This window comes from Pseudomonas sp. NPDC077649 (assembly GCF_044542855.1).
GTDB lineage: Bacteria > Pseudomonadota > Gammaproteobacteria > Pseudomonadales > Pseudomonadaceae > Aquipseudomonas.
The window spans coordinates 328,825-341,619 of sequence record NZ_JBITVF010000003.1 but is presented as its reverse complement, the minus strand read 5'-3'; the positions used below and the strand labels follow the sequence as shown (position 1 = coordinate 341,619).

Here is a 12,795-nt window from a genome sequence, read left to right as displayed (position 1 = left end):
TCCATGAGTTATCAGGTTCTTGCACGTAAATGGCGTCCGCGCTCGTTCCGCGAAATGGTCGGCCAGACCCATGTGCTCAAGGCCCTGATCAACGCCCTGGACAGCCAGCGCCTGCACCACGCCTACCTGTTCACCGGCACCCGCGGGGTGGGCAAGACCACCATCGCGCGGATCATCGCCAAGTGCCTGAACTGCGAGACCGGCATCAGCTCGACGCCCTGCGGCACCTGCTCGGTGTGCCGGGAGATCGACGAGGGGCGCTTCGTCGACCTGATCGAAGTGGACGCCGCCAGCCGCACCAAGGTCGAGGACACCCGCGAACTGCTCGACAACGTGCAGTATTCGCCGAGCCGCGGGCGCTTCAAGGTCTACCTGATCGACGAAGTGCACATGCTTTCCACCAGCTCGTTCAACGCCCTGTTGAAGACCCTGGAGGAGCCGCCGCCCCACGTCAAATTCCTCCTCGCCACCACCGACCCGCAGAAACTGCCGGTCACCGTGCTGTCGCGCTGCCTGCAGTTCTCGCTGAAGAACATGCCGCCGGAGCGGGTGGTCGAGCACCTGACTCACGTACTGACTGCCGAGAACGTGCCGTTCGAGGACGACGCCCTGTGGCTGCTCGGCCGCGCCGCCGACGGCTCGATGCGCGACGCCATGAGCCTGACCGACCAGGCCATCGCCTTCGGCGAGGGCAAGGTGCTGGCCGCCGACGTGCGCGCCATGCTCGGTACCCTGGATCACGGCCAGGTCTACGGCGTGCTGCATGCGCTGATCGAGGGCGATGCGCGGGGCGTGATCGAGGCGGTGCGTCACCTGGCCGAACAGGGCCCCGACTGGAACGGCGTGCTGGCCGAGATGCTCAACGTGTTGCACCGCGTGGCCATCGCCCAGGCCCTGCCGGAGGCAGTGGACAACGGCCAGGGCGACCGCGAGCGGGTGTTGCAGCTGGCCCAGGCGCTGCCCGCCGAAGACGTACAGTTCTATTACCAGATGGGCCTGATCGGCCGTCGCGACCTGCCGCTGGCGCCGGATCCACGCGGCGGCTTCGAGATGGTGCTGTTGCGCATGCTGGCCTTCCGTCCAGCCGATGCCGACGATGCACCGAGGGTGACGCTAAAGCCCTTGGGGATCAGCCAGGCCACTGCTGATTCCCAACCAAGCCCAGTGGCCGGCCCCGCTATGGCGGCGCCGGCTGCCGTCATTGCCGCCGCGCCTGCCGCAGTCGTTGTCAGCGCGCCGGCGCCCATCGCGCCGGCACCGGTGATCGCGGCCCCGCCGGTAGCAGCGCCGCTGCCTGTTGCCGAGCCCGAGCCGATTCAGCCGCCGAGCCCAGAGATCGGCGCCACGCCGCCCGCCGAGCCTGAGCCCGAGCCAGCTGCCGCGGCAAGCGACCTGCCCTGGGAAGCGCCGACGCTTGCCGCACCGGCCAGCGAACCTATGCCCTCTGCGCCCCTGGTCGAGCCAGTGGCGGCCGTTGCGGCCGCCGAAGCGCTGGTCGAGGCAGCGCCAGCGGCAACTCCGCCTGCCCCGGCCGAGCCACCCGCGGCAGGCGCAGCGGAGGGCGACGAGGACGAGCCGCCGCTCGGCGATTACGACTATGTGGAAATGGACGCCGAGACGCTGGATTACGATTTCGGCCAGGCCGAGGTCGCGGCGCCGGCCGCCGCCGAACCCCTGCCCGCAGCCAAGCCGGCTACCGGCCTGGCCGCCGAGTGGCTGGCGCTGTTCCCGCAGCTCGGCCTGGGCGGCATGACCGGCAGCATCGCCGCCAACTGCACGCTGATCGAGGCCAACGGTGACGATTGGCTGCTGCACCTGGATCCGGCGCACAGCGCGCTGTTCAACCCGACCCAGCAGCGCCGCCTCAATGACGCGCTGAACCAGCAGCAGGGGCGCAGCATCAAATTGCGCATCGAGCTGCGCAAGCCCGAGCAGGAAACCCCGGCGCAGGCCGCCGCGCGTCGCCGCGCCGAGCGTCAGCGCAGCGCCGAGGCGTCGATCCAGGCCGACCCGCTGGTGCAACAGATGATCCAGCAGTTCGCCGCCAAGGTGCGCGACGGCAGCATCGAGCCCATCGACACCCCCAGTTAACCCCCGAACACCGAGGATACCGAGATGATGAAAGGTGGCATGGCCGGCCTGATGAAGCAGGCTCAGCAGATGCAGGAAAAGATGCAGAAGATGCAGGAAGAACTGGCCAACGCTGAAGTCACCGGCCAGTCCGGCGCCGGCCTGGTCAGCGTGGTGATGACCGGTCGCCACGACGTCAAGCGCATCACCCTGGACGACAGTCTGATGCAGGAAGACAAGGAAGTGCTCGAAGACCTGATCGCCGCCGCGGTCAACGACGCGGTGCGCAAGGTCGAGCAGAACAGCCAGGAGAAGATGGCCGGCATGACCGCAGGGATGCAGCTGCCCCCCGGTTTCAAAATGCCTTTCTGAGCATGTGACGCCCAGCCGGCACGCATTACTGCGTTGCGAAAGGCCCTCCTCATTTACAGACGTAAACTCCGGTGCTCGGGGCCTTTCGCGCCTTGTACTGCATACCGTCTGATCGCCCCCGTGGCGGCGGTTGGATCAAATGCGCCAAGTGTGTAGCCCGGATGCAATCCGGGAATGCCCAGTGACATCTTTCCCGGATTGCATCCGGGCTACGAACCTGTAGGAACCCCATGAGCTTCAGCCCCCTGATCCGTCAACTGATCGACTCCCTGCGCATCCTCCCCGGGGTGGGACAGAAGACCGCCCAGCGCATGGCCCTGCAGCTGCTCGAGCGCGACCGCAGCGGCGGCCTGCGCCTGGCCCAGGCGCTGAATGCGGCGATGGAAGGGGTCGGCCACTGCAAGCGCTGCCGCAGCCTGAGCGAGGACGAGCTTTGCCAGCTGTGCCTCGACGAGCGCCGCGACGACAGCCTGCTGTGCGTGGTGGAAGGGCCGATGGACGTGCATGCGGTGGAGCACACCGGCTATCGCGGCCGCTACTTCGTGCTCAAGGGCCATCTGTCGCCGCTCGACGGTTTGGGCCCGGAGGCCATCGGCATCCCCGAACTGCTCGAGCGCATCGCCGCCGGCAGCTTCAGCGAAGTGATCCTGGCCACCAACCCGACGGTGGAAGGCGAGGCCACGGCCCACTACATCGCCCAGTTGCTGGCCGGCAAGGGCCTGGTCGCCTCGCGCATCGCCCACGGCATGCCGCTGGGCGGCGAACTGGAGCTGGTCGATGGCGGCACCCTGGCTCACGCGCTGGCCGGACGCCGGCCGATCAGCCTCTGATCAGCCGTAGTCTCTGGCGTCTCTGCCATGCCCACGATCGCCACCGCCCTGCGCCGCGCCGCCCTGCTGCTGGTGCTCGGGGCACCGCTTGCCGCACAGGCCCAATGTCCGAGCGGGCAGGTGCAGGTCTGCCTGGGCGGCTCCTGCCTGTGCGTGCCCGATCCGGTTCGGCTGCATGAGGACGGCCTGAACCTGGCGGCGACACGACTCGAGGCCTGGCTGCTGCAATCGCGCCAGGCGACGCTGCGGGCCGGCACCGAGCCGCTACCGCTGATGATCCGCGCGCAGCTCGCACCTTTCTACGACGCCGCGTTGCTGGACGAAGTGCGCTTTCGCGTGGGCATCACCGAGGAGATGGACGCCGCCACCCTCATGTTGCAGAACCCGGACGTGCAGGCCGTGACCCTGGTCGATGTGGTGGTGTTTCGCAGTGACCAGGCCGCCGAGCACGACGTGGCGCTCTGGGCCCATGAGCTGTGGCATGTGCAGCAGTATCGCGACTGGGGCAGCGATGGCTTCGCCCAGCGTTACACCCGCGATTTCCAGTCCGTGGAAGGGCCGGCCTACGAGATGCAGGCGCGGGTCAGAAGGGCCTTGCGCGAGCAGAAATAAAACGCTCGCTTGAAAACCAAGCAAGCGCTAGGTTAGGGTGGCCGAAACAATAACGGGAGAACCCCGCATGGCCGCCCCTCAGTCGTACTTCGATGATTCCCACCAACTGATCCGCGATTCGGTGCGGCGGTTCGTCGAACGCGAGATCCTGCCGCATATCGATGACTGGGAGGAGGCCGAGGAGTTTCCCCGTGAGCTGTACCTCAAGGCCGGCGCGGCGGGCATCCTCGGTATCGGCTACCCGGAGCAGTATGGCGGCAGCCACGAGGGCGATGTATTCGCCAAGGTGGCGGCCAGCGAGGAGCTGATGCGTTGCGGCTCTGGCGGTCTGGTGGCCGGGCTCGGCTCGCTGGATATCGGCCTGCCGCCGGTGCTCAAGTGGGCCAGGCCGGCGTTGCGCGAGCGGGTGGTGCCGCAGGTGCTGGCCGGCGAGAAGATCATGGCGCTGGCGGTGACCGAGCCATCCGGCGGCTCCGACGTGGCCAACCTCAAGACCCGCGCAGTGCGCGACGGCGATTGCTACCGGGTCAGCGGCAGCAAGACCTTCATCACCAGCGGCGTGCGCGCCGATTACTACACGGTGGCGGTGCGTACCGGCGGCGAGGGCTTCGGCGGCGTCAGCCTGCTGCTGATCGAGCAGGGCACGCCGGGTTTTTCCGTCGGGCGCAAGCTGAAGAAGATGGGCTGGTGGGCCTCGGACACCGCCGAGCTGTTCTTCGACGACTGCCGGGTGCCGGCGGAAAACCTGATCGGCGCGGAGAATGCCGGGTTCGCCTGTATCATGGCCAACTTCCAGAGCGAGCGTCTGAGCCTGGCGGTCATGGCCAACATGACCGCGCAGCTGGCGCTGGAAGAATCGCTGCGCTGGGCGCGCGAGCGCCAGGCGTTCGGCAAGCCGCTGGGCAAGTTTCAGGTGCTCAAGCACCGCCTGGCCGAGATGGCCACCCAGCTGGAGGTGTCGCGCGAATTCACCTATCGCCAGGCGGCGCAGATGGCCGCGGGCCGCAGCGTGATCAAGGAAATCTCCATGGCCAAGAACTTCGCCACCGATATCGCCGACCGCCTTACCTACGACGCGGTGCAGATCCTCGGGGGCATGGGCTACATGCGTGAGAGCCTGGTGGAGCGGCTGTACCGCGACAACCGCATCCTCTCCATCGGCGGCGGTACGCGCGAGATCATGAACGAGATCATCGCCAAGCAGATGGGGCTGTAGAACCTGCCGTGGGAGGGGCTTTAGCGGCGATCATCCTTTAAGAAAGGGTGGAAAAGCTCGCCGCTGAAGCGCCTCCCTCGGGGCATGGTCCTGTGCGGTTATCAGGACACCGCCTGGCTCTGCGCCGCCTGGCGCAGGCGGGCGATGTCGCGCTGCGGCGGCGAGCCGAACAGGCGGCTGTATTCGCGGCTGAACTGCGACGGGCTCTCGTAGCCGACGCGGTAGCTGGCCGCCGCCGCCTCCAGGTTGTCGCACAGCATCAGTCGGCGCGCCTCCTGCAGGCGCAGCTGCTTCTGGTACTGCAGCGGGCTGAAGGCGGTGACCGCCTTGAAGCGGTGATGCAGGGTCGACGGGCTGAGGTTGACCTCGCGCGCCAGCTCCTCGATGCGCAGCGGCTGATCGAAGTTCTTGCGCAACCATTCGATGGCGCGCGAGATGCGCTGGCTCTGGCTGTCGGCGATGACCACCTCGTGCAGGCGATGGCCCTGCGGGCTGAGCAGCATGCGGTAGAAGATCTCGCGCAGCGCCAGCGGCGCCAGCATGGCGATGTCGCGCGGGGTTTCCAGCAGGCGCAGCAGGCGGATCACCGCGTCCAGTAGGCGTGGGTCGAGGCGATCGAGAAACAGTGCGCGTTGCGAGGCGGCATCGGGGGGCGCGATAGGCGGCATCTCGGTGAGCAGGCTGCTGATCAGCGCCGGATCGATTTCCAACGCCAGGCTCAGGTAGGGCCGCTGCGGGCTGGCCTCGATCACCCGACCGGTCACCGGCAGCACCACCGAGGCCACCAGGTAGTTCAGCGGATCGTAGACGTAGAGCTCGTCTCCCAGGCGGATCTCCTTGCTGCCCTGCGCGATGATGCACAGGCAGGGGTCGTACACCGTCTGCATCGGCAGGCTGGGCGTGGTGGCCCGCGCCAGTTTCAGGCCGGGAATGGCGGTGACATGCACCCCGTCTTCGGGCACGAAGCGTTCGACCAGGCGCGCCAGTTCATGGCTGAGTTCGGCCAGCGGGGTCTCGAGCGCGCTGGTGCTGTGCGTGGGTGACTGCATGGCAAATCTCCTGAGCAAGCGTGAAGCCTAGCCAGGTTTTTCAGGCAAGTCATGAGGGGTGGCAGGATTAGGCAAATATTCGCCAGGAATGGGCAAATCGCCGATGAAACAAGGTGTTTCATCCATGGCGTTAACCCCTGTCGATTTCTCTTCGGTCAAATTGTCTTGGCAGTTTTAGGCAAGAATTGGCCAGTAATCGACTAACGCTCACACGCCGGCCGACCTAGTCTCTGCAGGCATCGCCGATTGCCCTGCCGTCAGCGCCGACAGAGGCAAGCCACTGCGCCAATTCAGCGGCAGTCGCGCTATCGCCCGCTGATCGGTGATTGGGCCCCATTCGCCACAAGGAGGACAGGCCATGTCCAGCAAATGGCTGCTCGCGCCCCTGACCCTGCTGCTGCTCGCCACCGCCTGGCTCGATTCGCGGGCCGGCGACTGCGCGCCGTTCGGCGAGCCCGACGCCGCGCCCCACGTGCTGCAGCGCAACGCCGCGGGCCTGTACTGAATGCATTCCAGGAGGTTGTCATGTGCATCGTTCACCGTATGACCTTTCGCGCCCGCCAGCGCCGTTCGGCGCAACTGGGCCAATGCCTGGCCCGGCTGGATGGCGTCGGCATCGATGGATCGGGCTGCCTGGAGCTGCGGATTTTCCCGCTGGCCGGCGATGCCCCGGGCTGGCAGGTGGAGGGGCGCTGGCGCTCGGTCGCGGCGCGGGACGCCTTTCTCGCCGGCGAAACCTTGCGCGGCGTGCTGGCCGAGGCCATTGGCGCAGACCTGATCGCCAGCCTCGAATGCGCGCTGGAGCCACTGCAACAGGTGGCCTGAGGCGTCGGCCGTGTCCGCGGCGTGTTGGGCGAGGGCGGCAGAGGCACGGCTTGCCTTTGTGAATTTATCAGCGTAGATTTTCATGAAATTACAAATTGATAATTTCATGAGGCGCCCATGTTCCGCCACGCCAGCCAGCACGTCGACAGCTACTACACCCACAGTTGCGCCGATCGCCTGAGCGAGCATGCGCCGCTGCAGGGCGAGCAGCGCTGCGAGGTGCTGGTGATCGGCGGCGGTTTCAGCGGCCTGCACACGGCGCTGCGCCTGGCCGAGGCGGGCAAGCGGGTGATCCTGCTGGAGGCCAGTCGAGTGGCCTGGGCCGCGTCCGGGCGTAACGGCGGCCAGGCGATTCTCGGCTGGTCCTGCGATATGCCGCCGCTGGAACGAGCCCTCGGTCTCGAACGCGCCCGCCGGCTGTGGGACGGCATGACCTGGGCCGCCGGCGAGCTGCGCGAGCTGCCGCAGCGCCACGGCTTCGACTGCGACTACCGCCGCGGCCACCTGTGGACCGCGGTGCTGCCGCGGCGGGTGGCGTTGCTGCACGAATGGCAGGAGGAGGCCGCGCGCAAGTGGGGCCATCGCACGCTGCAGTTCGTCTCCCGCGAGCAGATGCCGGAGTGGGTCGCCAGCGAGCGCTACCAGGCCGGGCTCTTCGATCCCGAGGCCGGTCACCTCAATCCGCTCAAGCTGGCCCTGGGCCTGGCCGAAGCCTTCGTCCGCGCCGGTGGACGGCTCCATGAGCAGAGCCGCGCGCTGAGCCAGCAGGCGCATGCCGGGGGCTACCTCGTGCGCACCGCGCAGGGCAGTGTGCAGGCCGAGCAACTGGTGCTGGCCTGCAACAGTTATATCGACAGCCTGGAGCCGCGCCTGGCCCGGCGCATCCTGCCGGTGGGCACCTACCAGATCGCCACCGCGCCGCTCGGCGCCGAACGCGCCGCGGCGCTGCTGCCGCGCAACGCCTGCGTCACCGACAACCAGTTCGTGCTCGATTATTTCCGCCGCACTCCCGACCACCGTCTGCTGTTCGGCGGCGGCTGCACCTACCTGGGCGGCCTGCCGCAGGACATGGCGGCGGCCACCCGGCCGTTCCTCGAACGGGTGTTCCCGCAGCTGGCCGGCGTGGCCATCGACTTCGCCTGGGGCGGGCATATCGACGTGACCCGCGCGCGCACCCCGGATATCGGCGGCGAGAACGGCCGCTACTGGCTGCAGGGCTACTCCGGCCACGGTGTGTTGCCGACCCTGGCGGCGGCGCGGGCGGTGAGCGACGCCATCCTCGGCCAGCCCGACGAGCTGGCGCTATACCAGCAGCTGCGCAATCCGGCGTTTCCCTTCGGTGAGCGCCTGGCCGCGCCGCTGGAGGCCATCGGCAAGGCCTGGTATCGACTGCGTGACTATTTCTGATTACGAGGCGGCGATGGACAAGCACGAAGAAATGGCCGCCCTGGCCATCCTCATCCACGACCTGCGCAAGCACAAGAAGGTCACCCTGAACGAGTTGGCCGAACGTATCGGCCGTTCGGTGGGCTTCCTGTCCCAGGTCGAGCGCGGCCTGTCGCGGCCGACCGTGGCGGACCTGACCGCCATCAGCGAGGCGCTCGACGTGCCCACCACCTATTTCTATAACCTGCCCAGGCCCAAGGCGCTGGACTGGGTGACCCGCCCGGACGAGCGGCGCACCCTGTATTTCGCCGGCGGCATCACCGACATCATGGCCTCGCCGACCCTGCAGGGCGCCTTCACCCTGCTCGAAAGCCTGCTCGAATCCGGCGCCAGCAGCGGCGAGCGGCAGATGAGCGACCGCTCGGAGCAGGGCGGTTACGTGCTCGAAGGCCAGCTGACGCTGTGGCTGGGCGAGGACGAAAGCGGCGCCACCCTGCATGCCGGCGACGCCTTCCAGGTGCCGAGCTATGCACGCCTGCGCTACGCCAACCCGGGCGACACCCCGACGCGGGTGCTGTGGATTTACACCTGATTCTGCGACGTGGACACAACAACAATGACTACCGATGCACTGCTCGATGAAGTTCGCCAGTTCCGCCAGGCCCACCCCGAGGTGCGCTTCGTCGACCTGATCTGCCTGGACATCCCCGGGCATTTCTACGGCAAGCGCTACCCCGTGGAAATGCTGGAAAAGGTCGCCGCCGGCAGCGCCCTCAAGCTGCCGCAGAACTGCGTGCTGCTCGGCGCCCAGGGCGGGCTCTACGAGATCGGCGACTACTGCTTCCACGACGGCGACCCGGACGCGCCGCGGCGGCTGATCCCCGGCACGCTCAAGCCGGTGAACTGGGAGCGCCAGCCGCTGGGGCAGATGCTGATCAGCTCCGACGGCACCGAAGCGCCCATCGAGTTCGAGCCGCGCGAGGTGCTGGCGCGGGTGGTGCAGCGCCTGGCCGCACGCGGCATTCGCCCGGTGGTGGCCTTCGAGCTGGAGTTCTACCTGTTCGACAAGGCGCTCAAGGATGGCCTGCCGCAGTTCCCCCGCGACGACCTGAGCGGCGATGCCGACGATCAGCCGAACATGCATATCGAGAGGTTGTCGCGTTTCGCAGGCGTGCTCGGCGACATCACCGAGACCGCGCGCCTGCAGGGCATCGACGCCACGGTGATCACCGCCGAGCTGGGCCCGGGGCAGTTCGAGATCAACTTCGGCCACAATGCCGACCCGCTGCAGGCCGCCGACTGGTCGGCGCTGTTCTGCCGGCTGACCCGCGGCGTGGCGCTGAAGTACGGCCATCGCGCCAGTTTCATGGCCAAGCCCTACCTGCAGCATCCGGGCAGCGGCATGCACGTGCACGTCAGCCTGTACGACGAGGCCGGCGACAACCTGCTGGCGCGCGACGCGCAACGCCCGTTGCGCCATGCCGTGGCCGGCTGCTTGCAGCTGCTGCCGCAGCTGATGCCGATCTACGCGCCGAACCACAACAGCTACCGCCGCTTCGGCGCCATGGTCAACTCGGCCAGCCGCGCCAGCTGGGGCTTCGAGGATCGCGACGCCTGCGTGCGCATCCCCGAGTCGGATGCGCGCAACCTGCGCCTGGAGTTCCGTCTGCCCGGCGCCGATGCCAACCCCTATCTGGTGCTGGCGGCGCTCCTGACCAGCATCGAGCAGGGCCTGGACGCGCAGGCCGAGCCCATCGCCCCGCTCAACGACGACCGCACCAGCGGCGTGGATTTTCCCAAGGACATGCTCGAAGCGGTGCGCCGCATGCAGGCCGGCGAGCGGGTCGCCGCCGGCCTCGGCAGCGAGTTCGTCATGGTCTATTGCGAGAACAAACGCCAGGATCACCTGGCCTTTATGCACGACATCAACCCGCGCGAATACCGCTGGTATCTGTAAGGAGGCGCCATGCACAACCCGAAAACCGCCCAGTGGCAGGCCATGAGCCGCGCCCATCACCTGGCGCCGTTCAGCGACTACAAACAGCTGGCCGAGAAGGGCCCGCGCATCATCACCGAGGCCAAGGGCGTCTACCTGTGGGACAGCGAGGGCCACAAGATCCTCGACGGCATGGCCGGGCTCTGGTGCGTGGCCGTCGGCTACGGTCGCGAGGAGCTGGTCGAGGCCGCGGCGACGCAGATGCGCCAGCTGCCGTTCTACAACACCTTCTTCCAGACCGCCCACCCGCCGGTGCTGGAGCTGGCCCAGGCCATCGCCGAACTGGCCCCCGAAGGCATGAACCACGTGTTCTTCACCGGTTCCGGCTCGGAAGGCAACGACACCATGCTGCGCCTGGTGCGCCACTACTGGGCGTGTCAGGGCAAGCCTGCCAAGAAGATCATCATCGCCCGCGAGAACGGCTACCACGGCTCCACCGTGGCCGGCGCCAGCCTCGGCGGGATGAAGGGCATGCACGAGCAGGGCGACCTGCCGATCCCCGGCATCGCCCATATCCCGCAGCCTTACTGGTTCGGCGAGGGTGGCGACAAGAGCCCGGACGAGTTTGGCCTGTGGGCCGCCGACCAGCTGGAGGCGAAGATTCTCGAGCTGGGCGTGGAGAATGTCGCCGCCTTTATCGCCGAGCCGATCCAGGGCGCCGGCGGCGTGATCATCCCGCCCGAGAGCTACTGGCCGCGGATCAAGGAAATCCTGGCCAAGTACGACATTTTGTTCGTCGCCGACGAGGTGATCTGCGGCTTCGGCCGTACCGGCCAGTGGTTCGGCAGCGACTACTACGATCTCAAGCCCGATCTGATGACCATCGCCAAGGGCCTGACCTCGGGCTACGTGCCCATGGGCGGGCTGATCGTCAGCGACCAGGTGTTCGCGGCGATCGAGGCGCACGGCGACTTCAACCACGGTTTCACCTACTCCGGTCACCCGGTGGCGGCAGCGGTGGGCCTGGCCAACCTGCGCCTGCTCAAGGAAGAAGGCATAGTCGAGCGGGTCAGGACGGAAACCGCGCCTTACCTGCAGAAGCGCCTGCGCGAGCTGGCCGAGCATCCGCTGGTGGGCGAGGTGCGCGGCGTCGGTATGCTCGGCGCCATCGAGCTGGTGCGGGACAAGGCGACGCGCACGCGCTTCTCCGGCGAGGTGGGCGTGGGCATGGTCTGCCGCGGTCATTGCTTCGACAATGGTCTGATCATGCGCGCCGTGGGCGACACTATGATCATCGCGCCGCCGCTGGTGATCAGCCGTGCGGAGATCGACGAGCTGGTGGAAAAAGCACGCAAGTGCCTGGACCTGACCTGGGAACAGGTTCGTAGCTCTGTGTGAGCAGCCGCGAGGGACGATGAGCAAAACCAAACCCCGCCACCGGTAACGGTGGCGGGGTTAGTTTTTTCAGCCGCTGGCTCGAGGCTGTTCTTCGGCGCTCGGGCGACCCGATCCAGCGCGGTGCGCACCGCCGTAACCCCGGGTCAACGCTGGCCGGCCACGACCGGCAGCAGCCACTCGCTTCAATGCAAGAACCCTGTGCACTGGGCTCCGGCAACCACCAAGGATCCATGGCTCAGGAATGCGGGTAACTGTCCACCACCCGCTGGTACTGGCTCGGCGAGGCGCCGATATGGTGCTTGAAGAAGCGCGTGAAATGCCCCTGCTCGGAGAACCCCAACGACTCGGAAAGCAAGCCCAGGGTGCCACTGCGTTCGCTGTCGAGCCAGGAAAAGGCACGCCGCATCCTCGCCGCATTGAGCAGCAGGTTGGGGGTCATGCCGGTGTCCTTGCGAAACAGGGAATAGAAGTGCGCGCGCGACAGACCGCAGCTTTTGGCCGCATTGTCGATTGGCGCCGGGTCATCCAGGTGATTGAGCAAATAGTCGGTACCTTTGCGCACCCGCGCGTCGCGGTAGTCATTGACGGTACGAACGCCCATCCGACAGAGGTGCCGCCACTGCGAGGAGTCTTCGATCAGCTGGATGAGGAAGTCGAACAGGTAAAACTCGATACGCTCCTGTGGAACCAGGCCAGGGCTGTGCATTTCAGCAATCAAGCGATCCGCCAGATTGCGGTTTTGCGTGCTCAGTTCCATGGAGGATTGCGCAAAAAAGTCTGGCCGACTGCTCAAGGCGAGCGACTGTTGCGCGGTGGCCAGCCAGGCCGGCTCGATGTACAGAGCCAGAATCAAGGTATTGCCGGCACCTGCCTGATAATCGAAATAATGCGGTTCCCAGGCGTTGACCAGGACCGCATTGCGGTCGGTCAGCGGCACCTGACGGCCACGGACGTTGAAGAAGGTGTCGTCTCCCGCCACTTTCACCAGCACATGGCATTCCGAATGGGTATGCATGACCAAGGGTTTGTTCATGTTCAACAAGGCAACGCGGCCGAAATTGCCATGAAATACGCGTTGAGCGTCCGACATAAGCTGTTCTC

General features: G+C 66.9%; 13 protein-coding genes. 11 read left to right on the top strand and 2 right to left on the bottom strand.

What is annotated here, in order from left to right; genetic code table 11:
• Positions 1–3: 3 nt before the first annotated feature.
• From dnaX to ACIGFL_RS11930, 5 genes are all read left to right on the top strand, one after another.
• A complete protein-coding gene (gene dnaX / locus ACIGFL_RS11950) occupies positions 4–2,091 on the top strand; it encodes a DNA polymerase III subunit gamma/tau (RefSeq protein WP_397497328.1) in 2,088 nt (695 codons plus the stop codon).
• Between the two features lie 24 nt (positions 2,092–2,115).
• Positions 2,116–2,442 (top strand): YbaB/EbfC family nucleoid-associated protein, encoded by a 327-nt coding sequence (locus ACIGFL_RS11945; protein WP_003240957.1) that lies wholly within the window; start codon positions 2,116–2,118, stop codon positions 2,440–2,442.
• Positions 2,443–2,672: 230 nt separating this feature from the next.
• Positions 2,673–3,272, top strand: a complete 600-nt coding sequence (gene recR / locus ACIGFL_RS11940) for a recombination mediator RecR (RefSeq protein ID WP_021442697.1) — start codon at positions 2,673–2,675, stop codon at positions 3,270–3,272.
• A 27-nt stretch (positions 3,273–3,299) separates the two neighbouring features.
• Positions 3,300–3,884, top strand: coding sequence for a DUF4157 domain-containing protein (locus tag ACIGFL_RS11935; RefSeq protein WP_397497327.1), 585 nt, complete (start codon positions 3,300–3,302; stop codon positions 3,882–3,884).
• Positions 3,885–3,951: 67 nt separating this feature from the next.
• The gene (locus ACIGFL_RS11930; protein ID WP_397497326.1) at positions 3,952–5,100 is read left to right on the top strand and encodes an acyl-CoA dehydrogenase family protein; all 1,149 of its coding nucleotides are present in this window, start codon (positions 3,952–3,954) and stop codon (positions 5,098–5,100) included.
• Between the two features lie 101 nt (positions 5,101–5,201).
• Here ACIGFL_RS11930 and ACIGFL_RS11925 read toward each other — a convergent pair whose 3' ends face one another.
• Positions 5,202–6,149: an AraC family transcriptional regulator N-terminal domain-containing protein gene (locus ACIGFL_RS11925; RefSeq protein ID WP_397497325.1), complete on the bottom strand. Its 948-nt coding sequence runs from the start codon at positions 6,147–6,149 to the stop codon at positions 5,202–5,204.
• Positions 6,150–6,507: 358 nt separating this feature from the next.
• Here ACIGFL_RS11925 and ACIGFL_RS11920 point away from each other — a divergent pair, with 358 nt between their 5' ends.
• The 6 genes from ACIGFL_RS11920 to ACIGFL_RS11895 all read left to right on the top strand — a co-directional run bounded on the left by ACIGFL_RS11920 (position 6,508) and on the right by ACIGFL_RS11895 (position 11,694).
• Positions 6,508–6,654: a hypothetical protein gene (locus ACIGFL_RS11920; RefSeq protein ID WP_178082549.1), complete on the top strand. Its 147-nt coding sequence runs from the start codon at positions 6,508–6,510 to the stop codon at positions 6,652–6,654.
• Positions 6,655–6,674: 20 nt separating this feature from the next.
• Positions 6,675–6,974, top strand: a complete 300-nt coding sequence (locus ACIGFL_RS11915) for an antibiotic biosynthesis monooxygenase (RefSeq protein WP_397497324.1) — start codon at positions 6,675–6,677, stop codon at positions 6,972–6,974.
• 117 nt (positions 6,975–7,091) lie between these two features.
• On the top strand, positions 7,092–8,381 hold the full coding sequence (locus ACIGFL_RS11910) for an NAD(P)/FAD-dependent oxidoreductase (RefSeq protein ID WP_397497323.1): 1,290 nt from the start codon (positions 7,092–7,094) through the stop codon (positions 8,379–8,381).
• A 13-nt stretch (positions 8,382–8,394) separates the two neighbouring features.
• The gene (locus ACIGFL_RS11905) at positions 8,395–8,952 is read left to right on the top strand and encodes a helix-turn-helix domain-containing protein (RefSeq protein ID WP_397497513.1); all 558 of its coding nucleotides are present in this window, start codon (positions 8,395–8,397) and stop codon (positions 8,950–8,952) included.
• Between the two features lie 24 nt (positions 8,953–8,976).
• A complete protein-coding gene (locus ACIGFL_RS11900) occupies positions 8,977–10,317 on the top strand; it encodes a glutamine synthetase family protein (protein ID WP_397497322.1) in 1,341 nt (446 codons plus the stop codon).
• Between the two features lie 9 nt (positions 10,318–10,326).
• Positions 10,327–11,694: an aspartate aminotransferase family protein gene (locus ACIGFL_RS11895; RefSeq protein ID WP_397497321.1), complete on the top strand. Its 1,368-nt coding sequence runs from the start codon at positions 10,327–10,329 to the stop codon at positions 11,692–11,694.
• Between the two features lie 235 nt (positions 11,695–11,929).
• Here ACIGFL_RS11895 and ACIGFL_RS11890 read toward each other — a convergent pair whose 3' ends face one another.
• On the bottom strand, positions 11,930–12,784 hold the full coding sequence (locus ACIGFL_RS11890) for an AraC family transcriptional regulator (protein ID WP_021445641.1): 855 nt from the start codon (positions 12,782–12,784) through the stop codon (positions 11,930–11,932).
• Positions 12,785–12,795: the final 11 nt, after the last annotated feature.

Bases quoted from the DNA above. Each gene is read 5' to 3' on its own strand.
- ACIGFL_RS11890 (WP_021445641.1), bottom strand. From the start codon at position 12,784: ATGTCGGACGCTCAACGCGTATTTCATGGCAATTTCGGCCGCGTTGCC.
- ACIGFL_RS11935 (WP_397497327.1), top strand. From the start codon at position 3,300: ATGCCCACGATCGCCACCGCCCTGCGCCGCGCCGCCCTGCTGCTGGTG.
- ACIGFL_RS11905 (WP_397497513.1), top strand. From the start codon at position 8,395: ATGGACAAGCACGAAGAAATGGCCGCCCTGGCCATCCTCATCCACGAC.
- ACIGFL_RS11925 (WP_397497325.1), bottom strand. From the start codon at position 6,149: ATGCAGTCACCCACGCACAGCACCAGCGCGCTCGAGACCCCGCTGGCC.
- dnaX (WP_397497328.1), top strand. From the start codon at position 4: ATGAGTTATCAGGTTCTTGCACGTAAATGGCGTCCGCGCTCGTTCCGC.
- ACIGFL_RS11895 (WP_397497321.1), top strand. From the start codon at position 10,327: ATGCACAACCCGAAAACCGCCCAGTGGCAGGCCATGAGCCGCGCCCAT.
- ACIGFL_RS11900 (WP_397497322.1), top strand. From the start codon at position 8,977: ATGACTACCGATGCACTGCTCGATGAAGTTCGCCAGTTCCGCCAGGCC.
- ACIGFL_RS11920 (WP_178082549.1), top strand. From the start codon at position 6,508: ATGTCCAGCAAATGGCTGCTCGCGCCCCTGACCCTGCTGCTGCTCGCC.
- recR (WP_021442697.1), top strand. From the start codon at position 2,673: ATGAGCTTCAGCCCCCTGATCCGTCAACTGATCGACTCCCTGCGCATC.
- ACIGFL_RS11915 (WP_397497324.1), top strand. From the start codon at position 6,675: ATGTGCATCGTTCACCGTATGACCTTTCGCGCCCGCCAGCGCCGTTCG.
- ACIGFL_RS11910 (WP_397497323.1), top strand. From the start codon at position 7,092: ATGTTCCGCCACGCCAGCCAGCACGTCGACAGCTACTACACCCACAGT.
- ACIGFL_RS11945 (WP_003240957.1), top strand. From the start codon at position 2,116: ATGATGAAAGGTGGCATGGCCGGCCTGATGAAGCAGGCTCAGCAGATG.
- ACIGFL_RS11930 (WP_397497326.1), top strand. From the start codon at position 3,952: ATGGCCGCCCCTCAGTCGTACTTCGATGATTCCCACCAACTGATCCGC.